Genomic DNA, 23,427 nt, shown 5'->3' with positions numbered 1-23,427 from the left:
TATTATAAGTCAATCATTAGAATATGAGGTTAGTTAGGTTTTACATTATAATCTTATATGAATATATAAAGAACCCTTTAAAGACTATAGCTTCAGGGTTCTATTAAATTCGCAAAAAGGAAATTGTAATGAAAAATGCTAGGATTTTGGACTACCCAATCAATGATACAGTCTGCCTTTAAATGAGCAGACAGACCACCAGAAGACGTCTTGCCGGAAGTCAGGCCTTGGGTATTTTTGCAGCTTCTTTTTACTACGCCCAGTACTCTTGCTTAGATACTCAGCTGTTATTGAAAGGTATCAGATCTGGAGAGGTTTAAAAAGGGAGCTTAGCCTAATTGGGAATATTTGAATTCTATGACATACAGCTTCATGTGCTCAGAGTGTACATTTGAAGATCAGAGATGTCTTGGGAGCTCCATGAACCCTCTGCTTAGATCTTTCGACTATTCATCTGTCATAAAATAGAGGCTCCATTTGTAAGCGATCCATCCAATTGATTATCTTATTTAGAAGTGAGTTGGATTAACTTGATCCGACTTTTGAGTATAGCCCTGATAACTCGTGTACCCCTCACCTGCACCTCCGAACAATGTGTTCGGGTCGTAGTCAGCCAATCCCCAGCCATTCTTTATTCTTATCGGAAAGTCTGGGTTCGCGATGTACGGCCGACCAAAGGCGATCAGATCTACGAGGCCGCTATTTATGAGTCTTTCTCCTCTTTCAGTTGAATAATTCCCAGCTACAATGATCCTTCCTCTATAGACTTGGCGGATTTTTTGACGAAAGCTAATATCAATATCAGGGGCATCATCCCAGTCTGCCTCAGCCAAATGAATATATATCAAGCCTAATTGATCCAAACGTTTTGATAGACTAAGTATCGTATCAATGGCCTCTTCATCATCCATTCCACGCTGCTTTATGAAGGGTGATAATCGGATACCGGTGCGATGATTTCCTACCTCATCAGAAACAGCTTCTGCTACTTCATAGGCGAAACGAGTTCTGTTTTCAATAGATCCTCCATAGTCATCACGTCTCAGGTTTGACGAGCGACGAAGGAACTGGTCGATTAGATAGCCATTGGCTCCGTGAATTTCTACTCCATCGAATCCTGCTTCTATAGCGTTCCTTGCGGCCAATCTAAAGTTGCTTATAATATCTCGAATCTGCCTTTTAGTGAGCTCTAAAGGTATTGGGCATTCGATCATTTTTCCAACACCATCTTCCCCAATAACCCATACTCGCGCATTAGGTTTGATTGAGGAGGGTCCTACAGTCTGCCTATCTTCATGAAAGCTTTCGTGAGACATGCGTCCAACATGCCAAAGCTGCAGAAAGATCTTACTTCCTTTCTTATGAACAAGTTCAGTTGTCTTCTTCCAACCTTCGGTTTGCTCTTTCGTGAAGATTCCGGGTGTTCTAGAATAGCCTTTGCCCTGGGCAGATATTTGACTGGCCTCGCTTATGATCAATCCAGTATGGTCTGCTCTTTGAGAGTAGTATTTGGCCATCAACTCATTCGGAATATCTCCAGGTTGGGAGGATCTACATCGTGTCATCGGGGCCATGACGAATCGGTTCCTTAGTACTAGCCTTCCCAGTTCTATTTCGCTAAATATCAAACTGCTCAAATTTTCACTCCTGTTTTGACTTCCATTGCCATAGTCGTATAAAAACGGGTTGAAATAAATAATTGATTTGGAATAAAACATTTTCCAGAATGGAATTTATGAAGGTACAAGATCTCTTTCTATTTGAAGTATTCAATAAAGCTCACCATTTTCGAAGTTTCTCCAAGGCAGCTCAGTCCTTAGGTGTAACCTCGTCAGTCGTATCAAAGAAAATTAGCCAACTCGAGAATCTATTGGGTGTTAGTCTTTTTCATAGAACTACGAGGCAGATCTCACTTACAGAAGAAGGTCAACACTTACTATTGAAGACTGAGCCATTGCTTGATGGCCTAAGAGAGATTGATGTTTTATTTGATGATAGAGATACCAATGTTGAAGATATCAGTGGCACCATAAAAATTTCATCTTCGGAAACCTATGCGAACGCACGGTTGATTCCTGTTATAAAGGAATTTAATTCTATTTATCCAAAAATAGAATTCGATCTTGTTCTGACAAATAGCTTTCTCAATTTGGTTGAAGAGGGGCTTGATCTGGCGATAAGGATCTATAAACCTTCCGACTCAAGTATGAAGGCATTCAAAATCGAAGATAATAAGCTTGTGGTTTGTTCGACTCCATCATTCTTGGAAAATAGACCTCCAATAGAGACATCTTCCGACCTACTGGATTACCCAGTCTTTTTTTTAGAATCTCATGGTCAGGCCGTATTGAGTTCTAAAGATAAGACTTTAAAGCAATTTTTTCCAAAGCCGAGAATAACTACAAATTCGGGTCAAACAATCAATGAAATGTGCTTACAAAACTTTGGTATTGCTATCCGATCTATATGGGACATAGAGAGATATATAAAGGAAAAAAAGCTAACCCTGATAGATATACACGAGGAAATTATTAACGATTCAGCTGTTTATGCTGTTTTTCGAGATAGCTCTTTCCTACCAAAAAGGACGCGGATCTTTCTTAACTATCTTAAGGATGCACAAAAACCCATCAGAAACTATGAATACTTCGAACGTCTTAACAAATAAGTAGCTGATATGATATGTTGGTGCGATAAACATATTTCAGATCATGTCATCTTTCGTTTCTATTTATATGATATCACAGCTTCAACCAAAGACACCTAACAGATACTTAGCCGAAAGCTAAGTATCTGTGTTCTATGTAATGACTAGATCTATTTGGGAAGGTTAATGAGCGCTTCGAGAAGCTCTATCTGGGCTTGGACCTCCGAGGACTGGTTATCGAAGTACTGGCCTAGTTGAGCAAGTTTATTATATTCTTGAACATAAAAATCTGCTGATCGTGTTCGAAGATTGGCTCGGCTCATTTCTGGATAAAGTCGATTGTCAATAATCTTCTGGACAACTGCTTGCCTGTCTTTTCGCACTTTATCACTGTCGCTTAAATCTAGGTTCTCTAAGTGAGCCTCCCTAGCAGCGTAGAGGAGATTTAATTTTTGGGCTATGACGAAGCTATGGGGGTTGATTCTCTTGTTGTAGAATGTATGAGCGAAGCCCTTAACAAGTACACTGTATGCGGCAGGGTCGTATCCCTGGCTGGACTTGTATGTTTCGGAATCATCTGATCGTCTAACATCATCCTCCTTAAAGGGCTTCTTTTCATTGTCGGAAAGAACTCCTTTCAGACCGGATATCATTTTTTTAAGATATTCAGAGTCGTCTTTGAAAACCGGGTAGTAGTCTCTATCCACTGTTCCAAAGAGTAAATGTTTTTCGTTGCTACCATCTCCAGTCATTCTAATTCCGTACATGGATCGGTCGAGTACGAATGTAAGAAGCTCACTCTTTATTCTAGGGTCCTGAGCAATCCTAGGGGCGAATTTGGCATCCCATATATCGATAGTAGCCTGGACATTATAAGTTTTGCTGCCTTTTACCAGTTTATACTGGTCAGCGAAAATGGTGGCAAGTGCAGCCTTCTTGGTTGCTCCAAAGCCAATTTCACTTTTAACTAATCCTCGATCATCCTGTGGATCCGGGGAGATAAGATCTTCGTGCACGAGGCCAAACTGAGTCGTGACTAAACTAACAGGTTGGCCTTCATCAAAGTCTGACCGGATCGACTTTTGAAAATCGGTATACCATTCTTCTGGAATTGAAACTTGAGCACAGTTGTTGACCAAATTGCCCGTTCTAGCAAGCTGGTTTCTAATCGCTCCAAATCCTAATGCAAGCGGGACTGATTGAGGGTCATTTTCGTCTGATAGTAAGCAGTACTTGTTGTTTGTCCTAACGATATCCAACAGTATTTCTTTTACGAGTTCGGCACCCTCATAATATTCTTCTAGATTCTTATCTAAGACTACCTTCTTGGCTACCATCCTTTCATAGGTAGAAACAGACATGTCCTCAAGGTCCCAGAGATCCGAAAAAACAGCTGTCGGGTCTTTTTCCACTAGTAGCCATCGGAAGTAATCATAGATCTGCTTCATATGCGAGAAATAGGAGCGAGTTGCATAGTTTTCGAAGCTAGATGGACTCTGCGATTCTACGCGATCGAGGAGGCGGCTGTTCGTTAGGACTCTTGCTTGGAAACGTCTTGCGACATCTTCAACAACCTGTTTTGGTGTGCCGCCTTCATCCCATTTTCGACACATTGGATCGTAATCGCTAATTTGGAAGCGATAGACATCGCCGGTGACGAGATGATCGTCAGTACAAAACTTATATGGCTTAACAAAGTATCCAGGATGTCTCTCCTCAACTTCTTTAAGTGACTCACCATCTAGTATAGACACTTCAAGAAGTTCACCAGTACTGTTGATTAAGTCTACTTTGTTGCCATATGCATACTTTACAGCGGCAAAGTCGTAGGAGCCGAGATTAACAATTCGATCAGCGTCTGAATGAGCGTAGTCCATAACTGAAGTAGACGTCTGATTTTCTTGGGTGTCTTCGTCCTTACTAAAGTTCTTAGCATCGGATGAACCGGCAAAGTTATGGCGCAAGCCGTAGTTGTGACCAAATTCATGAACCATAGTCGCTCGTAGCTTGTCGCCAATCAGTCTGGAGGCGCAGTCCTCTAGTGCTGATTTTTCATCTATTTCTTGTCCATTACTAGTGAGCGTGAGTGAATACTTGGGGTTGCCAGCATCTCTTTCAGATTTAATTAGTTCCAGGTACGTTGCAAAAAGTGTTGGTTTACCATCTTTAAGTTGATAGCATTTCTCCTTGATTTTCTTCACAGTTATAGGAAGGCTGTTTTCTAGGAATTCACACATTCTGCCATCAAGGTTTGGTTTCGACATCCCTAAGGTGAGTGGGGTGTCTGTGTCATAATCAACATTTACTGTTGAGTCTTCATCTATAAGTCTTGAAAATTGACTACTCATGCTCGTAAAGGCTAGACCTCGGTCAAAGTTAGATCTAGCTTCGGATGCTAGAGCTTGAGTTCCGATTAGAGATTCTATAGAATCGATTGCAAGTCCATCATAGGCACCCAGTTGCCAGTAAATGAACTGCTGAATTGATCTTTTTAATTCATTTTTATAGTTGCGTAGGTAGATATGGTTTGTTGAAGAGAAAGTTTCTCCTGTCGTAGAGTCTTGCAAGGAAGGTCCGAAACCAAGCAACTTTGAAATTCTGTCTTCGGCATAGATAGCTACTTTGTGATAGCGAACATCACCATTTTCAACGCGATCCTTGTCTTCTGATCCAGCAAATTCCAAGGTGAATCCAGCATTGGCAGCTGAGAAAGCCTTGTTCCAAGATGCAACCGCAGCTTCTACAGCCTTAGCATAATCACCATCGGGGTGCTTTGCTGAGTCTTTCGTAAGGTAGATCTTAACAGTATTCTCACCCTTCTTAGGATAGATTCTGTTGAGGAAACGACCAGCATTTTGCTCGTCAATCCGATTGTTGTTGACGTCACCTTTGATAGTAGCTTTGGTAGTTTCAAAATAGCCAAAGTTTTGAAAGTCTGTCAGTGGGTATACTCTGGGTTTTTTAGGGTCTGTTTGTTTTGCAAAAGAAAACATGATGGTATTCTGTGTTTCCGAATTGAAAATTTTGAAACCAAAATAGTCATCATCAATCTCCAGAAGCTCAATTTTTTGGCTATCTTCGTTTGCAGCATCTAGGCGATCAGCACGTTTTAGGGAAAGTCTCGCGAAAGATCGCTCTTGCCATGGTCGAGAGCCAATCACGCCATCTTTTAGCTCAACTTCTGCCAGTTTGCTTTGTTTTAAACGGAAATCCAGCCATTCTACTGGAAGTTCGAATAGAATTTTTTTACTCCGCTCTTCTGGGATTTCTTCTGCAATATTTAGGTCGAAGGCAATGATTGAGCTTTGAGTGAGCTTAAATCCAATTTTCCCTGAAGAGTATTGATGCCCAAGCTCACTTTCGTATGTTCTACCGTCTCCATCAACATCTCGAAGAACTCCTGATGGGCGATCAACGAGAGTCTTTTCATAGAACCAAGCTTCACCCTCTTTAAAGAAGTCAGCAGGGAACAGGTCTCGCTTGTCAAGGGATTCAAAGATCTCTACTCTTCCTACATCTACAGTTACGTGGGTCGATTGAGATAGAAAATCCTCCGCGATCTTAGTTTTTTGATTCGTGCTCTTACCACGGGAGTCCTGAACGTTCTCTATGCGATACTTCGAGATTGGAAACCCAAACATGGGTACTGCATAGCGTCCATCGGCAAGTACCTGGGCGTATGTTTTCTCACTGGAAGGAATCTCATCTTCGGCAGCAACTTTATTCACAATAAGGTGGTTTTCTGTAAGTGAATATCTTGCTTCATACTTGGTGTTGGCCTTGCCAAAAAAGTCATATAGTACGTTTGAGGAATTGACATTGAACCTGGGGTCATTGAGAAAGAATTCGACGATATCAACATGGTTAAGAACTTGTTTTTCACCATTAACAATGAGGTTGGTAGCTGTTGTAACGTTTGCAAGACCATCTTTGATCTTAGTACCAGTCTCTATTTCAAAAGTTTGATTTACCAGGCTTTCAATTGAATAAAGTCCATCGCCATCACCCTGAACGAACTCTGGAGATCTCTTTTTCTGGCAAGCTGGCAAGGCAGTGACGACAAGCATCAATGCTAAGGCTACTGGTTTAGAAGATAGAAATCTAGTCATAAAAACTCCTTTGCAACTTAAATAATCTACAGCTTGTACGTGATAGACACGGTTACTAAGCTATGTTCAGCGTACTTAAAATTTATGTTCGGGGTGGTGCCATTATAGTCAAACGTGCGATCTTTGTTCTTGCTGATAGCCAGTGAATAGCTAATAGGGAGGCTCATTGAGTATGATAAAGAAGCGGATCCTGTGTAGAAATCATCTTCCTTTGAGTTGTCGTTTAAGTAACGTGTGGTATTACTACCAGACAAGCCGAATGAAAATTTGCCGAGCGTATAAATGCCGCTAATTTTGATTCTATAGACAGATTTTGGGTTGTAGAGCCCACCCTCATTGCTATCATATTTATGAAGGTAGCGTCCTAGAATAGTCTGAAAAGCGAGATTTAGCCTATTAAGTGGAGACTCGTATGTAACTCCTGGACTTATTGCCATTGCACCTAGCAAGCTATCATAGTTACGGGAACTAGAATTAGTACCTAAAGTTAAATTGATAGGCGCTGAGAATCTGATCTGACTATTAATGAGGTATTCAATGGCTGAAAGGGTTACGGTTGAGTTCTGTAGGTTCGACTCGTTATCTTCGTACCCTATTTCGTCTGCATACGTTAGCGATGCACTAATGGTTGGCTGATCTGAAAGCCATGAAAGTTTAGGTAGAGTGAGCTTGTAAGTCCCTAGTAGTCGAAGAGCATAGCCTCGCACGTGAGCGGAATCGCTTTCACTGATAGGAGTCTCGCTGTATGAGGAAGTGATAGCGATTGACCATGGCCTTGTCTTATCATTCACTGAGGACGTCTCCCCGAAACGACCTTCGGCTGCGGCGGACTCTTTGCTGCTTAGTGATACTAGTGATAACAACAGGTAATATCTAATTCTCATAAGTATCCTTTCGTTGGACCAAGATAACTGGCTGGTCAGTCAGCTTGTTCTGGTGGCGCGAAAGTAACACACATTTTGTGAATTATTGAATTGGAATCTCTCGATTCCTAAAATTACTTTAATACCGCAACTAATCGAGTGTGCTCATAATGAGCAAATGCTAATCCTAGTGGTTTATGCAGTATCCTTTATTTTATTGGGACACAGGAAGATAAAGGGTTCACTAGGCTTCAAGAGCTTAGGTATAGCTATGAGGAAAATATCGTGACTGGAATAGATATGACTGAGAAAAAGTATTTAAGCTCCTTTTAACAGCAAGGTTGATTCCATTCATGCCTACTCATCGGTCCAGTCTTGGACTTTGTCAAACAAGGGTATCCTATTGTCCAGAGAATTATAGAAGCAATCATGGAAGAAAGGGTCATTAGACCGTGTAAAGTCACTAAGAAGTAAGGTAAGGCGTCAAAAATCAAGGAAGGCTACCAGTGGGAATTGGTTAAGCAATAGTAACCTCAGTTGGGGCTAGGCTACCACCTTTCAATTGATCACAGTTCCTCGCACAAATATTCCTTCCGACTTATCTGCATCAAAGTTAAACTTTTCAGGAGGTTGGCTCTTATTGCTAGTGGGAGCATTCGTGTTTATACGTCAAAATGTGTGTTAGTGCTTTTATCAAATACTATTCGATAGTTGAAAACTATTTTCTTATATTTTAGTTGACGAATATAAACAGTATTGCTAATGCATTTTTGTCATCCAAATCCTTTAACTGCAGAGATAGCAATAGTTATGAAGAAGCTTCTGGCTGTGATCAAAACGTTAAGAGTTCTTCTATTTTCGTACAGCTTTCACTATTCAAGCCTTGTTCCAGGTAGATTGTAGTGCGACGCTGATAATAAGCTTCTCAGCGAGGGGCAAATTGATTGGACAGTTCTAGTCTGCGGCAGACTTCGCTATTGGGCACCAACTATGATGAGTCGTTTGCTTTTCTGTACAAATACTAAGAAGTCTTTCTAGAGGAAGAACGAGCGAACAAATGGGTCAAGAGGCCTGATTCACGAGAAGAACGTTCCTATTGAAGGCATGAGTGTTTAATATGGTGATGATGGAACTGCAAAATTTTCAAACCATGTTTTGTATAGCAAGAATGCTTGAGCTCTGATTTGAAGCGTCCATTACATATAACGAGAGAAATTGTACCAACAACTAAAGGTCCATGTAGACAATGCTGATCTCGCTGGCCTCCAATAGAACGCTCCCATCTTGCTATAGAATTAAATACTGCTAGAAATACGAGTGTACTGCCTTCGCCTCAAAAAATTCTATGGTATTTAACTTTCTAGTTCAAAAACGATAATCTGGTATAGCTTTAGTTTTGTCGAACTATGACGAACTCGTTAATAATAGCAACTCAACCAACAGGTAATGTGTGAGAGGCAATTGTTTTTTGCTTCGTTCTACATTGAGGTTTCGTCTAATGACACAGATACTACCATAGGGAATCCTTGTAAGGGTAAAAGGTGTCAATGACTGCAAAACAATGCATAGGGATGTGATTGATAGTAAAGGTTGTATTTTGAAGTCATTAACTAGAGGTGATAGGGGTAGTTTTTGTAGTAGCGTCAGCGTATATAGGTAAGAGATTTCTTACCTATATATTTTCTAGATGTCTGACTATCCCGAGTAGATAGGTGCAAATATATGTGATTTAGAGATCAATAATATGCGGCATTGCGGAGTTGAGAAGATGTCTTTCAAAGACTGATAGGTTTTTTAGAGGGCTAATCTAGTGTTCGTTCATTGAAGCCCTAAGAGGACCTTAATAGCTAAGACGAATGGAGGATTATCCTTTCTCTACAGAAATCAAATCAACAGGAAGGTGGAGAGGTGTGATAGTGTGTCCATGTTTTTAAGAGGTATTGTTTGTAAATCGGCTAGCACGGTCCAGATATGAGTTAAGTAAGATAATTAGGGGTACAACTTATGAAGCTTAGTATCGATAATCGGAAGAAAAATTTGGTTAGTGATACCGAATATCTAAATTGTAACGAAGAAATGGTGATCAACTATATTCTTAAGATTGATGGTAAGGGGCATACAAGAGTCAGTCTCGAACGAGATGACAAATACCGTATGCACATTATGGGTGGGCCAGATCACTTTATCGTGATATATGCTCAAGACCAGCAGAGTTGCTGGGCACTAATTAATAAGGAAAATTCAGACAGTGATGAGCCAATAGAGTTGTTTATTAGGGGCACTTATATAAGCTTTTCAAAGTCAATTGTTGTAGGTCAAGTCAATGTGATTGATTCAGTTATTGCCTTCTTAAGGAAAGATGAGGAGACTTTGAAATGGAAAAGGTCTTTGCGAAGTGGTTAGGGAAGTCTTTTAGTCAGCACTAGGATTTGTGATGTTGGTGATCCTTTATTTTGAGTATTTGAAAGGTGTTTTCAGGTAAAAAAGGGTGTGGTGCTGGATAACCTTTCATATCAACTGTTTTTGCGCGAGTGGAGGTCTTGGTATGAGTTATTCTCACTAGCCTTGGATTTGAAGATTAGGTGTAGAGTGTTTAGCAAGTCCCTCCTCGCCAAAGTGGGAGTGTATAGTTCGTCGATGGTTTACATATAAAGAAAGGGTCTGAAAATGCTTGTCGACGCTGTTGTAAGAGCTATAGAGAAATATCTAAATGGACATTCTAGTCGCAGTTTAAGTAGTCTCGCCAGACGAAGCGGCGTGAGCTATGCAACCATTCGCCGATTGATGCAACACGATGTTGCGCAGCCTTCGATAGAGAATACAGTGATCCCCATTCTTAGCGTCTTTATGTCGAGCAAAGATGTTGCAGATCTTATTGCGGAATATGGGAATAGCTCATTAATCTCAGTTTGGGATGAAAACCGTACTTTCCAACAATCTCACTCTATCGACTGGGAAAATGTCGATCATCGAATCTTACTTGAAGCCAGGCGGTCACAGGGAGTTAGTTTCGAGTCGATCTGCATTCGGTATGGTAAACTTATAGGTGCTCCTCGTTTGTCATACCTGCTAGAAAATGGCTTTCTTAGACTTGAAAACGGCAACTACTTTATTAGTAATGAATTTGAAGTCGATCCCAGTCCGAAAAGCTCGTTGCATAAAATTCAAGCTGTTGCGAAAAACTTTGATACCAGTCACCTTGGTGAGGGTGCATTCTTTGACTACTTTTCTGGCTCAATACCTGGAGATAGTATGGATATAGTTCGCGGGGCAGCAAAGGATTTTATCGAGGTTTTGGAACAGGAAGGAGGTAAAGATACGTCGCCGGATGATGAAATTATGATTTCAGTCGGCCTAATTGCTGACTTTCTTGATGATGAAGACACCTAGCATCGAAGTCCTCTATCTTTTGCAAGAACTCTTGTAGAGTTACTCGAATGCAGGGGGAGAGCCACAATGTTTCGATTTGCTTAGATGATTCAGAGTGATTCCCTTGATCTCTGTCTGAAAAGACCATCTTCCCCTATATTTGTTCCAATTCAGAATAAGTATCATGAAAAAATAGTCATAGATCTAAATCAGATTAGTAAGATATTACTTTTTCAAGTTGAAAACACGTATTTGCGAGTTTTCAATAGTCAGTAAGGTGTGTACACACATCATTGCAGTGGGTTTAGTCTAGCATCTTTTCGAATCAAGGAGAGTGAAGAATGTAGATTCTACATTAGTAGGTTTGATATGGATACCAATTATTAGAAGTAATATGGGAAGTAAATCCCAAATATTTCCATGGAGTTCTTGAATGATTAAGGTTCTTGCGACAGCTACGCTTTTAATATCGTCTTTTAATGCTTCTGCCAGCAATGCGTCCCCGATGATTACCAAGTTAAACAGCACTGGATACGTACCGATCGAGCATATGCAACAAACGAAATGTGAGCTGTATCAGAATAGAGTAGTAATCACAAATACCTTTGCTAGCGGTTACAAGTTGGTTGAAACAAAGAGAATTCGGCTTAAGGGATCTCTTATAAGCCTATTTAGAGACGCTGCAAATGAACGTGAAGTGCGAAAAGAGAATTTATTATGCGATGCCCCTTCAACAAGTGTTATTTTGCACCAAACAGCGGCTGATGAAATCAGTAACGATGTGAATATCTTTTCTACTGGTGGCTGCGGAGAGGACTTTGTTAGGAGAGTTGGGCCCGCATCGACTACTTTGAAGAACATAATTGCAACATATTGTCCTAAAACACACCAACCTCAATAGGAACAATCGTAGGTGTTTTCAAAGTAGATTTGTAGCTCTTAAAGTATGCCTCAGCTTAGCTGAGGCTTTTTGATTTGCATGATCTGATACGATAAAAGCCTATTTCAATAACTGTAATATATGAACGACTATCTAGCTTACATGGTAATCCAAAGCTTTCAAGCGAAGTGATTAGACCAGGGCTTAATTTTGCGGCCTGCCCAACTCTACCTATTCCATTAGTACATTTCATTTCGCTCCAAGAAAAAAAAGTGTGATTCCTAAGGTCAATTATTCGTGATGTCAAAAATTAAAGCGGCAATTTACTAGCGATCGCTGCTTTTGGAGATCCATTTAAGAATTGTGATATTAATTTGTTAGCTCAGGCGAACATTAGACATCGACAACATGCCTCGAACGCATACCTGTAAATTCCGATAAAGTTCTTACATAGGCTATTCGAGGAGCAAACATTGAAAAATCGTATAAGCGAATTGCGAACCAATTCTGTTTTTGTTTTGGTTGGCATCATATTAGGCGGGATAACTTTCCTTTCAGGAAAATGTGGACACTCCAATCAACACCATGGAAAATCAAGTATAATCAGTCACTTAAGGAGTTAGTCATGAGGATTTTCTCTGAGGAGGGACGTATCAGTATCATTCTGGCAATTTTTGGTAGCGTTGTTACAACTGTAAGCATTCAAATGAGCCATTCTGCATTGCAGAATAAGCAAACCGTTCAAGCGAGAGATATCCTTTATCAACGCCTTGAAAGAGCAAATCTTTCAGCTATAACCCGGCTTCAAGCATGGCTTGATAAGAAAAGGATTAAGCCCGGGGAAGCTAATATACCTCACGAGGGTATGCTCGTTAAGATTCCTCAGCTTGAAATTTCAACTGAGCAGTTCCTGGCAGATATCGAGGAGCAAGTCGGACGACCAAGGTTTGACGACTATGTAACTATCAAAGCTATTGGGAGTCCTAACTCTGGTAATGGTCGTTTAACCATTGAAGCTTTCTCTCCTAGAATTAAAGGGCTGTCTGTTAAGACCAATGCAGTTATCTCTATGCCGTTCAGTGATGGAGCATCTGGCCAACGGCTAGAAGAAGTCTTCAATATCCAACCAGTCGACCTAAATCGTCCTGTTGACTATCTTATAGTTTTCGACACTTCTTCCTCCATGAAGAGAATCTTAGAACGAGTCAGCTATTCTCTTGAGAAAGTATTGCAGGAGAACCCCTTCCCTTTGGATTCGAGAATGGCAGTCCTGCACACTTTGGCTGCTACTAAAACACCAAGATCGCGAGAACCAGATCCTAGAATTAATGGAATCAATAGGTACAAGCTGAGGTTTGATCCAGGATTCTTAAGGCTTGTTTCCCAAACAAGTGTAGAAAGGTATATTGAGGTATTCCCTCAAGCTCGTGGAAGCTACAGAGAAGAGCTTTGTTCTAGTTGGTTCCATCCAATGGAAAAAATTCAAGATTCGTTTTGTATGACACGTGCTTTACAAGCAAATTTTTCACCAATTGGCATTGAAGCAGGTATGAAGGCATTTAGTCAACTTATGAGGCTTCAGGACGGGCCGCTATTTCGGAAGCATGCTGTCGTGAATGTGATTTTCATATCTGATACCCACGAACCTGGTAGGAAAGTTGATTGGGCATATACAGGTTACTCAAGCATTCGCTCGATAGTCTATTCAAATAGCCCATCCATATCTGGGATAAAATTCCACGGTCTCGTGCCCTGGGAGGAAAGGTGCACAGGAGAGAACTTATATGGTGAATCCTATCAGAATTGGATATCACCCAGCGGTGGTACAAAGCACGATATCTGTGACTTCAACTATCAGGATTTTTTCAGAAATATGGCTGATAATAGTGTTTCTATGAGTTCGAGGCGTATCCAACTCAATTATCTTCCCCAAAGTATCATAGAAGTGAAAGTCAATGGAAAAGCACTTGCTGAAATACCTGATACTGTGGATGGGGGGTGGGAAGCTAGAGATCTTATCGGTAAGCTTGATCCCCAAAAAAAATATTCTATCCAAGTCGTATATAAATCTAGCGGTAGAAAAAGCTTTGAGGAGAGACGATGATGCGAAGATTGATATTTAATTTGAAAAGCGAAGAAGGATTCTCCCTCCTTGGAATCTTAATATCACTTGGACTATTGTCAATAGGATTAACTGCCTTTGTTAGCTTTTCAAAAAGTAGACATATGACCCTGAGGGCTATGAATGCTACTGATGATGCTGTGATTCTAGAAAAAGCGATAACGCCAATACTTATCGAACAACTAAGCATGCATGTTAAACCTGATTGTCATAAAACAACTTTGAAAGGTCTGAGTGAGGTGGAAATACCCTTAAATATGAGCGGAATTGGTGTATTAAAGCCATATGAGATATCGGTTGGTAGGCCATTGTCAAACAGAATTGCCAAGTTGTGCCGAAACCCCAATATTAGCAAAGATGGAAATGGTTTTTTTTGTCTCAAGGGAGACAGCCCTTCGGCTGCTGAAAATGGAAATTTTTTCTCCGATCCCGATGCTGTAATAATTGTTGACTTCTATTTACTCAATTTGGTTGATGGCAAGCAGATAAGTTGTTTGGATTTTTGGGACACAGATAACACCTCAGCTGGAATGCTTGTGCGTTACTCCATCAATTGGAACCAGAGACCAGCGAATAGCAAAGCTGCTCGAGAAAGGAAATCAGTCAATCATCGAAGGCGGCTTAATTCATGGTTTATATCAAAAAGAAAATTCTAATCTTTGTGCGTGTTGAAAGAAGCAGCTAATCTGAATACACATAAGCGTGGGGGATATAGTGAATAGGATTGCCCAATTGCATTATCTCCTCTCACTGAAGCCCTGCTATGGGAAGTCATGTTTTTTAAGGATGCTCGCGTATGTACCATTTTCTCTGATTTTCCTCAAACCTTCGTTAAAGTCTTTGATGATAAGTAGATTAGAATCTTTCTTCTTGCTGGCCATTATGTGAAGTGTATTGATACTAAGAATTGGATCGATGAAAACCAGTTTTTTTCGGTCTGATTTTTTAGACTTGGTAAATTGATGGTTTAGAACTTCTTCAGCTACTACAATCATATCGACCCTTCGGGTCAATAGTTTTCGGATATTTAATAGTGGGTTCTTCGCAGTGTCTTTTGTTAAGTAGTCTGCGTTATCAAAAACTTCACTATTTGCGAAGCCATGTGATACACCAATTTTATAGCCGCTTAAATCTCTTAAATCACTGTAGGACAGGATTTTTGAGTCACTAAGGGTTGCAAGTCGAACCTTGACACTATAGATACAGTCACTTACGAAGTATCGCTGTGCACGCTCCTTGGTGTAATAAGCTCCCATTAGAATGTCATACTCTCCTGTCTCGACCATTACCATAGCTCGACTCCATGGCATAAAATCAAGAGAGGTGGCATAAGATCCTTGGAAAGCATGCTTTACGATATCTGTTATGACTCCTTGGTTCTTTAGATTTTTACCATAGTAGGGCGACCAATCAAGAGTTACCATCGTGAGCGACTTTACTTCGGCAAAGAGGTTGCTCTTCGACTTTCCTAAAATCAGAATTGCAAAAGTTAATAGTCGAAAGAGCGAGATTGACACCTCAATGTCTCCATTTTTCTATCAGTATGAGCTACTTATGTCTCTTTAAGTATATCTGAGGCCTTACCCATATTTTCTCAATTAAACCAAGAAATCGGCGCCTGATGAGTAGGCAAACTAGGAATCTTGAAATCCGAGCAACTGTGGGGACCTCTTATAAATTTACGATCGGTTTGCTTGGATAGATATTTTTAGTGCCTCTCCTTCTTCATTAAGATTTCTATTAGTGATGTTATATCCCGATAAGAATATTTTCACCTAAAAAAGAGCGAGTCATCATGATATTATTCTTTTTAAACGGAACATAGTCTCAACGGTATATGATAATAGGGTGTAATATTGATTGAAAGCGATAGTGAATAGTATTGCATATGAGCTAATTTATTGTGCTTCCTTGCCACAGAACCTTAAAAAAATTTTTCGCAAATACAGCGGAGATACGCAGCAGTCTCAGTTAGATTCGAGGTACTCGCAAAAAGCGCTAGCAGTCCATCTGGGTCCTCGTCTAATTTTCTATCGATAATTGGTAAACTGAATTGGCAACAGCAGGCCGAACATCGTGCTTGGCGAACTCGAAATCGACCCTATCGATTTTTGATGAAGAAATCCTTGCAACATTCTTATGTTCAAATCATTTCTTTGAAGGTGTCCAGAATCTGCGATTTTTGCAGCCAATTAACTTAAGTTTATCTCTAAATTTTGAGGAAACCGATAGAGTCTGTGGCAGATCCTTAGAACTGTTCCCCCATAAATAGCGGCTTTTTCAAAGAGTGCCCAGCTTGGAGCCCATTAGTGTAATAGGTTGAATAGTTTCCTTGGAGGCACTGTGCCTGTTTAAATCCATAGAGGATATTGTTAATCATAGTATTAGTTAGGTATGTCGGTCTAAAAAAGCTAGCTGGACGACAATACCTTTTGTAAGAAATCGATTAATACATCTGGCAATTGATTGACAATGTACGTCGTGGAAGTAGGAGTCTGGCAATTCGCACAAATTCCAGCCCCTAGCTAAAAGTGGATCTTAGTTGTTGCTGCGTTCTATGGGTCTGAAGCCATCAGCCCAGGAAATTAGGCTCAGAGGGTTGCGGCTCTGAATCCAAACTTTGCCCTCGCCTTGAAAGCGGCATACAAACCCCTCTCCCGAGAAGAATAGGCTCTTGTATCCTCCCACTTTAGACACGGAGTATTCTAAGCCTTCAGTAAAAGCCACTATATGTCCTGTGTCGACCACGTACTCGCCTTTGACATCGACTGAGAAGAGGCCTCCAAAGGTATTGAACCACAGGCTTCCGTCACCACTACAACGCATGAGGAATAGAGATTCACCAGAGAAGAATCCTTTGACTAAGCCTTGGAACTTGGTATCTAGCTGGACATCAGGAGTACATGCGACAAAGCTCGATCCTGTCAAAAACAGCGATTTCTGGGCATTTACTTCGAAGTGAGACATGTCTCCGGAAGGACCAGGAGCGATCTTGATCTCACCTGCAGCATCGTGGGCTGTGAACTCATTGATGAAGATCGATTCTTTTGTTAAGAATCTTTTCAGTCCTCCTTTAAGCTTTGTCTTCATCTGAATATGACGATCCATTGATGCCATGGCTGAAGCTTCAACTTTTAACATCTGATCAGCAGGAATCTGAACCGTTAATAGTGCATATTCTGGCGAGCACTCGATTTGAAAAGGGTATTGACCTGACATAAAAACTCCTTAACGCTTCTTAGCCCTTAGGTGCGGGCGTAAGCTCCATCCAAAGGCGGAGAGGTTGTGACTCTGACACCAAACTTTACCTTTCCCTTGAAATCGACAGACTATTCCTTCTCCCCCCATAACGGAGTGCAACCAACTAGAGCCAGCTTTAGATAGATTGAAATTGAGGCTTTCTTCGAAAGCGACGATGTGCCCCGTATCGACAATGTAGGAACCATCCACATCAATGGTATAGATTGCACCATAGGCACTAAATAGAACGGGACCAGTACCGCTCAGATTGATCCAAAATAGGCTTTCTCCAGAAAGAATATTCTTAAAGCCTTGCCAGCCTGTACTAATATCAACACCAGAGTCGCACGCCAAGAAAGATCCTGCTTGCACCACGATGCGATCCCCTTGTAGCTCATGCAATGTTATGTCTCCAGGCATAGACGGCGCGAGCCAAAGTGTGGCTTCTGATTGGGCGGTGTAATGATTCATGAAGAAGCTCTCGCCGGCGAACATTCGTTTGAGTCCTTTGAGAACCCCTCCTTTCCCTTTCTTGTGGGTTGAGGTTTCAATTTGAAGGCCAGAACTCATGGCAATCATAGCCCCCGCCTCGGTGGTCCAAGCTTCTCCCGATAAGAACTCTAACTTTGCCACGGTGTTGGTGGGCCCCATTTCTAAACTGACGTTCATTGCTACCCCCAAAATCTTGGATTCAACCAACCGGCCAAGCCACCTAAGCTTCTCGCCTGCAACAAGACTTTGCCCTTACCTTCCAGCCTTAACAGGAACCCTTCTCCCCCAAAGAAGCTTGAAAATATACCTCCAGAGAGTTGAAATTTGAGGTCGATTGTTTTGGGGTATGAAAGTAAATGACCTGTATCTACTAAGTATTCACCGTTGATTTCTTTTTCTACGACAGCTCCGTAGGCTCCATACCAGACAAGGCCTGAGCCAGAAATCTTAATACGAAATAGCCCTTCGCCCCCGATCCATGAGGCGAAGCCAGCCCAGCGTAGACCGAATTTAACAGTCTTAGTAGCAGCTATGAAAGAACCCGGTTGGATAAAAAGAGTTTCGTCTTTCAACTCCGCAATGCAGATTTGCCCAGGAGTGTTTTGGGTCAGAATGATGGTCTTTTGGCTGTTGCTGGGATTAGAAAAGCGATTGATAAACAGAGACTCATTTCCCAGAAATTTCATCAGCAATCCACTGAAGAATCCTCCGTTCAACTTGGTCCGCATCTCGATTCCATCATCCATAGAAGCCATAGCTCCTGACTCAGTGATCACCTCTCCGCCTGGTGGAAGGGGAGCTTCGATATAAGAAAACCCATGACCCCCCTTGATTGTTTCTATCACTTCGTTGCCTCCTTGCAGCAGCTACTGCCTAGTCGATTTGAAGCCTCGGCGTTGTTGACTTTGTCACTCGCTCGTCACCGTGCCCAGCCGTACTGTCTCCTCGCTCGCTCCTTGTCGCCTAGCCGAAAATTCAACTTGACTAGGCACTAGTTACTAATGATTTTAGCTTTAAATGATTCATAGTCAAAATCTATTGCCGGAATATCGAGCTTTTCTTCTCGTATCCGATCTTTGATGGCGTTGATTCGCTCGTCTGTTGCTGGGTGAGTGCTCAGAAAGCTAAGGGGTTTGGCTAAGTCTCCCAGCATTTCATTCTGCTTTTTCTGGGTTTCTTCTATGATCTGGAAAAATGACACAAGGCCTTGTGGATTGATGTTCGCTGCAACCAATAGATTGAATCCAACCTCATCGGCTTGGCTTTCTTGTTCTCTGGAAAAGCCGCTCTGTAAGAGTAGCTGACTGTTTTCACTGATGACAGCCAGAATTCCCGTCATGTCACCCATAATTAGATCGACAACAAGATAGAGGCCAATTGCTTGAACAATACCCCGCAATACGTGACGTTTCTCCACATGTGCCAGTTCATGGCCTGCTACCCCTAAAATTTCCTCGATGTTTGACGCTGCTCTTAGCAAACCCTCATTGAATACGACATGCCCTCCCGGGAGGGCAAAGGCATTGATGTCCGAACTTTTTGCGATATAGATTTTTACGTCATTCATGGGTTGAGGTAGAACATCCTGTAAGCGCTTTATATAGGGCTTGAGGGTTTCAATTGCTGGGCCCGACGATATAAGGTTTTGAGCTGGGATGGTAATACCCACAAGACGGGAGCCTAACTCCTGTTCCCATTCGTAGGGAACTCTATCAACTACAGCATCTATAATCGGATCCCGGCCGATCCAGACGAAGGCCACCAATGCTAAAAGAACAGCCATTGCAGTCACCAAGATACTCAGGGATGAAACACGGTGCATCTTGAGGTCTTTTAAAAAACTTTGAACCTCTACTGCCGGAATAGTTTTTAATTGCTGTACTATGAGGCGATTGCGTTCTGTGTAGATCGATTCAATTTCTTTGATGTTTTTGGGAGTGAAGAACAATAGTTTATCCGCAGCTCCGCCAATCTTGATGGATGTTTGCGACCAAGGCCAGTGCTCCTGGATACTTTTTTCAGTTGATCGAACTTTGATTCCATCTTGCTGAATGTTGAATTCGCAAGGGGATTTTGTCTTGTCTTTGAAGAAGCCGTGAGCTTTAAGCATGTTTTTCACCAGTGGCTGAATATTTGATCATTTTCCTCGTAGGTGGTAGCGGTATTGTGGCTGCATAGCACTACTACTGTCAAATTTACTATATTCTCGGAGCTATTATGAAAGAGAAAGTCATTCCAGTCTATGACGTTGACTTTTACGGTACACGGATTCTCATGCAAGACTTTGTCATCTATCTTGATTCTGATCTTGAAGAAGAAGAGTTCGATCCGAATCATCCCCATAAAGTTCCTAGATATGAGATGGCAAGGGTAGCAATAGTTGCTGCTGTCCCTAAGGGAGAAAGCATTCCTCTCGAAGAATCAGATGCTTTTAATGGGGTCAGGGACATGTATAGAAAGGCCTGCTTTAAAGAATTGTCACTTGAGCCTGACGGTATGAGAAGATTAGGTGTGAAACGCATTCTGGCTGAGATTGATCAACTTTAGAAAGTGCCATTCTATCAAGTTCTTATCTTTCTCTGACTAAGCCCAGCCTTTAAAAGTTTCTCTTTCAAAAATAGTGGCTCCCAAAAAAAGCTTTGGCATGTTTTTTCTGCAATATTTACCTGGAAAAAGACCCCTTGCCAAAGACTTCTAAATTACAGTGGAGCGAAGTTTATGCAGTATCTACGAAATAAGTATAATATTTCTAGGTAGTTGAAGGCTCCTTCTGGTAAAAAACCGTCTCCTGGAAACCATACCTAGCCAATCCATACCCATCGATCTGATCATAAAGGCTGAATCCTGCCCTAGATAGAAAGGCCCTATGGGCGCAAACCCAAGCCTCTCAGAGATCAAAATTACTAGCTAGTCCAGGGATGTGTATCGTAAGGTATCGATAATATTGATATTAAATGGGTGGGTGTGTCTATTTATGGATTTGTCACAATTATATGGTCTCTTTCGTAACAGAGAGTGTGCGAGTTGTTGTCTATTCTTGCGTCAGGTGGAAAAGCCATTGGCGTGAAATGACGTGATGAAGAAAGAAGAGGTTTAAATGCGGTCGACTTTGCTGGTATTTTTGCTCCAAGTCGTTGCCTCCCCGGCCTATAGTATGACTTTTAAAGAGGCCATGAGTTCCATAGAGAATCACCAAAAAGTAGCGGAAATGGAGCTTAAAAGCAGGTCCACTGCTGAAGTTGCTAATATGAAGGGGTCTTGGGGGGATCCAACCTTAAAAGTCTCTGCTAAGAATTATCCCGTTGATACTCTGGATCCAAACCAAACCCCAATGACGGGAGTTGACTTCGTTCTTTCACAAAAGGTTCCACTAACATCAAAGTACAGTGATGTTGAGTTGGCATTTAAAAACCTTTCTGAAGCTGAGCGTTGGAAGTCCAAAAGCAGATTAGAGGGGCTTAGGTCAGCATTGTGGAGCTATCTGATATCAATTAGAAAACTATCTGATGAAGTTAGAATTCTTAGAGAAAACCTAACTTGGTTAGAAAATATTATCAAGGTATCGCAAGATCTATATTCCACCGGTAAACAAAATCAACAGGCGATATTAGAACTCAAAATCCGTAAGTCGGAGCTCAAAAGTATGGTGCAAAGCAAGGATTTTGAAATTTCAGAAGTTAAGGAAATGATCAAGTACATCATTGGCACGCCCTCTGAAATCGATCTATCGTCAGTTCCATGGGAAATACTAAAACGCCCAACTCCCCAAACTGATACCGCAGAAAAATCGTTGGAATCAAATGTTAGGGCAAAAGATTTTGCATTGACGGCCAAAAGCAAGTCTAGAGTTCCCGATCTAATGGTCTCATTTGGTTATACCAAGCGATCTAATGTTGACGAAAATGGTGATTTTGTGACCTTGGCTGCGACAATCCCTCTGCCAACCTCTAGTGTGAGACATGCCGATTTTAGAAAATCACTTCATGAAAAAAGACAGTCCGAGCTAGCTCTACAAGACTATAGGCAGGAGAAAGGCTCAAAATTGGCAAAGTTACAGCTCATGAAGAAAAGAATAGAAACAGAATTAGAGATCCTGCGTTCAGAAACGATCGCATTTGCTGATAATGCAAGGCAGGTTACTACAAAATCCTATCAATTGGGAGACTCTAGCTATCTTGAGCTATTGCAATCAGAACTAAAGCTTCAAAACTTAAGAATGAAAGAGGTGGCCTCCACAGCAACTTTAAGAGAAGTGAATTTAGCCCTAAAGACATCACTTGGAGAAGAGCTCTATGAATAAGAAACTATTGATTCTACTCGCAGGACTTACCGTTTCTTGTACGAAGTCTGATAAAAGTAGCAGAGCTTCATCCAAGGCTGAAACGGTGCAGTCTGATGGTCATGAAGGTCATCGGCATTTAGATAACCCAGACTTTTATTACACCTGCGCGATGCATCCAGAGATTAGGCAATCCGAACCAGGCAAATGTCCTATTTGTGGGATGACACTGACTAAGTTTGAGCTTGATGATGACGAAACATCGGATCACTCTGTGAGTCAACTTGCTGAGCAATGGCAGTGCAGGGACTACCCGGATGTTACTAGTGCAATTGAAGGAACTTGTCCAATCGATGGGACTCCAATGATTAAACAGGCTGTGTTACCATCTGCTGGTGAAGCGATTGCCAAGGTCAAGCTTAGAAAATCGCAAATGTCCCACTTTGTTCCAAGCTTCTTTCCAGTCTCAACGATGAAAATGACCAAAAATGTGAGGCTTCTTGGTTCGGTCCTACAATCGGAAGACAAGCAAAGTACTATTCCTGCGCGAGTGGGAGGTCGCGTTGAAAAGGTCTATATCAAATCAACTGGCAGTTTTGTGAAGCGTGGCGATCCTGTCCTGGAAATCTACAGCCCCAAACTGATTACAGCTGGTCAAGAGTATCTTGTGTCGCGGCGAAGCTTTGAAAAAAATGGGAAGGACGACTTTAAGCAATTATTAGCGAAGGCGCAAGAGCGACTTGAACTTTGGGGCATAAGAAGATGGCAGTATGAGTCGTGGTATCGCAATGGCAAAGTGCCTAGGCAAATTGTTGTCTATTCACCTTCTACAGGAATTGTTCAAAAGCATAATGCAAAAGTGGGAGGCTACTTTAAGGAGGGACAAAATTTCTTTGAGCTATCAGACCTTTCAGAGGTATGGGTTGAGATGGATGTCTATGAACATGACTCTTCCATTGTCAAATTAGGTCAAGAGGTTCAGTTAGAGTTTTCATCGGCTCCAGGTAAGCCAGTGCGAGGGGAAATTGACTTTATCAACCCCATACTTGATTCAGAATCTAGAACTTTGAAAGTTCGAACGACAATTCCAAATGCAGAGGGAGCGCTGAAGCCAGGAATGATTGCTGAGGCTAGCCTTACCGTTGTCTTCGATGGGAAGCCTTTGGTTGTCCCAAGAACTGCAATTATCGATACGGGAAAGAGAAAAGTTGTCTGGGTCAAACTTACTAACAAAAAGTTCGAAGCAAAAATTATTCACACTGGATTTGAGTCTGAAGGCTATGTTGAAGTTAAACAGGGGCTAAAGGCTGGTGATCAAGTCGTTATGGATGGCAACTTTCTGCTTGATGCACAGGCTCAACTATTCGGTGGGTATAGTGATATGACAAGAAACCCTAGAAACGCCCATCCGCACTAAGGAACGGAC

Annotated in this window: 17 protein-coding genes; 9 read left to right on the top strand and 8 right to left on the bottom strand. The window is 41.5% G+C overall.

The annotated features are described in order from the left end of the window. Window positions 1–509: 509 nt before the first annotated feature. Window positions 510–1,637, bottom strand: a complete 1,128-nt coding sequence (locus tag B9N89_RS16610) for an alkene reductase (RefSeq protein WP_200820734.1) — start codon at window positions 1,635–1,637, stop codon at window positions 510–512. A gap of 98 nt (window positions 1,638–1,735) precedes the next feature. Between B9N89_RS16610 and B9N89_RS16605 the strand changes: the two genes are divergently transcribed. Further along, a complete protein-coding gene (locus B9N89_RS16605) occupies window positions 1,736–2,668 on the top strand; it encodes a LysR family transcriptional regulator (RefSeq protein ID WP_159455426.1) in 933 nt (310 codons plus the stop codon). Window positions 2,669–2,817: 149 nt separating this feature from the next. Here the strand turns inward: B9N89_RS16605 and B9N89_RS16600 are convergent, their stop codons facing one another. Next, window positions 2,818–6,756, bottom strand: a complete 3,939-nt coding sequence (locus B9N89_RS16600) for a zinc-dependent metalloprotease (protein WP_132320547.1) — start codon at window positions 6,754–6,756, stop codon at window positions 2,818–2,820. A 26-nt stretch (window positions 6,757–6,782) separates the two neighbouring features. Continuing rightward, window positions 6,783–7,640: a hypothetical protein gene (locus B9N89_RS16595; protein WP_132320545.1), complete on the bottom strand. Its 858-nt coding sequence runs from the start codon at window positions 7,638–7,640 to the stop codon at window positions 6,783–6,785. Window positions 7,641–9,623: 1,983 nt separating this feature from the next. On the opposite strand from B9N89_RS16595, the gene B9N89_RS16590 reads away from it, so the two are divergent. The 5 genes from B9N89_RS16590 (at window position 9,624) to B9N89_RS16570 (ending at window position 14,646) form a co-directional block, all read left to right on the top strand. Further along, window positions 9,624–10,022 (top strand): hypothetical protein, encoded by a 399-nt coding sequence (locus B9N89_RS16590; protein WP_132320543.1) that lies wholly within the window; start codon window positions 9,624–9,626, stop codon window positions 10,020–10,022. 264 nt (window positions 10,023–10,286) lie between these two features. Then, the gene (locus B9N89_RS16585) at window positions 10,287–11,009 is read left to right on the top strand and encodes a hypothetical protein (protein ID WP_132320541.1); all 723 of its coding nucleotides are present in this window, start codon (window positions 10,287–10,289) and stop codon (window positions 11,007–11,009) included. A gap of 412 nt (window positions 11,010–11,421) precedes the next feature. Further along, window positions 11,422–11,889, top strand: a complete 468-nt coding sequence (locus tag B9N89_RS16580; protein WP_132320539.1) for a hypothetical protein — start codon at window positions 11,422–11,424, stop codon at window positions 11,887–11,889. 604 nt (window positions 11,890–12,493) lie between these two features. Further along, entirely contained in the window at window positions 12,494–13,972 is a 1,479-nt protein-coding gene (locus B9N89_RS16575; protein WP_132320537.1) for a hypothetical protein, read from the top strand. Window positions 13,973–13,992: 20 nt separating this feature from the next. Next, window positions 13,993–14,646, top strand: coding sequence for a hypothetical protein (locus tag B9N89_RS16570; protein ID WP_159455425.1), 654 nt, complete (start codon window positions 13,993–13,995; stop codon window positions 14,644–14,646). A gap of 105 nt (window positions 14,647–14,751) precedes the next feature. Here the strand turns inward: B9N89_RS16570 and B9N89_RS16565 are convergent, their stop codons facing one another. The 5 genes from B9N89_RS16565 to B9N89_RS16545 form a co-directional block, all read right to left on the bottom strand. Beyond that, on the bottom strand, window positions 14,752–15,507 hold the full coding sequence (locus tag B9N89_RS16565) for a substrate-binding periplasmic protein (RefSeq protein ID WP_132320533.1): 756 nt from the start codon (window positions 15,505–15,507) through the stop codon (window positions 14,752–14,754). Between the two features lie 1,021 nt (window positions 15,508–16,528). Continuing rightward, entirely contained in the window at window positions 16,529–17,209 is a 681-nt protein-coding gene (locus B9N89_RS16560; RefSeq protein WP_132320531.1) for a TIGR00266 family protein, read from the bottom strand. 9 nt (window positions 17,210–17,218) lie between these two features. Beyond that, a complete protein-coding gene (locus tag B9N89_RS16555; RefSeq protein WP_132320529.1) occupies window positions 17,219–17,899 on the bottom strand; it encodes a TIGR00266 family protein in 681 nt (226 codons plus the stop codon). A 2-nt stretch (window positions 17,900–17,901) separates the two neighbouring features. After that, complete coding sequence (locus B9N89_RS16550) at window positions 17,902–18,567, bottom strand: TIGR00266 family protein (RefSeq protein ID WP_132320527.1); 666 nt, start codon at window positions 18,565–18,567, stop codon at window positions 17,902–17,904. 146 nt (window positions 18,568–18,713) lie between these two features. Beyond that, window positions 18,714–19,832: a M48 family metallopeptidase gene (locus B9N89_RS16545; RefSeq protein ID WP_132320525.1), complete on the bottom strand. Its 1,119-nt coding sequence runs from the start codon at window positions 19,830–19,832 to the stop codon at window positions 18,714–18,716. Window positions 19,833–19,939: 107 nt separating this feature from the next. Between B9N89_RS16545 and B9N89_RS16540 the strand changes: the two genes are divergently transcribed. The 3 genes from B9N89_RS16540 to B9N89_RS16530 all read left to right on the top strand — a co-directional run bounded on the left by B9N89_RS16540 (window position 19,940) and on the right by B9N89_RS16530 (window position 23,418). After that, complete coding sequence (locus B9N89_RS16540) at window positions 19,940–20,269, top strand: hypothetical protein (RefSeq protein ID WP_132320523.1); 330 nt, start codon at window positions 19,940–19,942, stop codon at window positions 20,267–20,269. A 550-nt stretch (window positions 20,270–20,819) separates the two neighbouring features. Then, complete coding sequence (locus B9N89_RS16535) at window positions 20,820–22,022, top strand: TolC family protein (protein ID WP_132320521.1); 1,203 nt, start codon at window positions 20,820–20,822, stop codon at window positions 22,020–22,022. After that, a complete protein-coding gene (locus B9N89_RS16530) occupies window positions 22,015–23,418 on the top strand; it encodes an efflux RND transporter periplasmic adaptor subunit (protein WP_132320519.1) in 1,404 nt (467 codons plus the stop codon). Before B9N89_RS16535 ends, B9N89_RS16530 begins: the two co-directional genes overlap by 8 nt. Window positions 23,419–23,427: the final 9 nt, after the last annotated feature.

Source organism: Pseudobacteriovorax antillogorgiicola (genome assembly GCF_900177345.1).
Taxonomy (GTDB): Bacteria; Bdellovibrionota_B; Oligoflexia; order Oligoflexales; family Oligoflexaceae; genus Pseudobacteriovorax; species Pseudobacteriovorax antillogorgiicola.
This window is presented reverse-complemented; position numbering and strand designations above follow the sequence as displayed.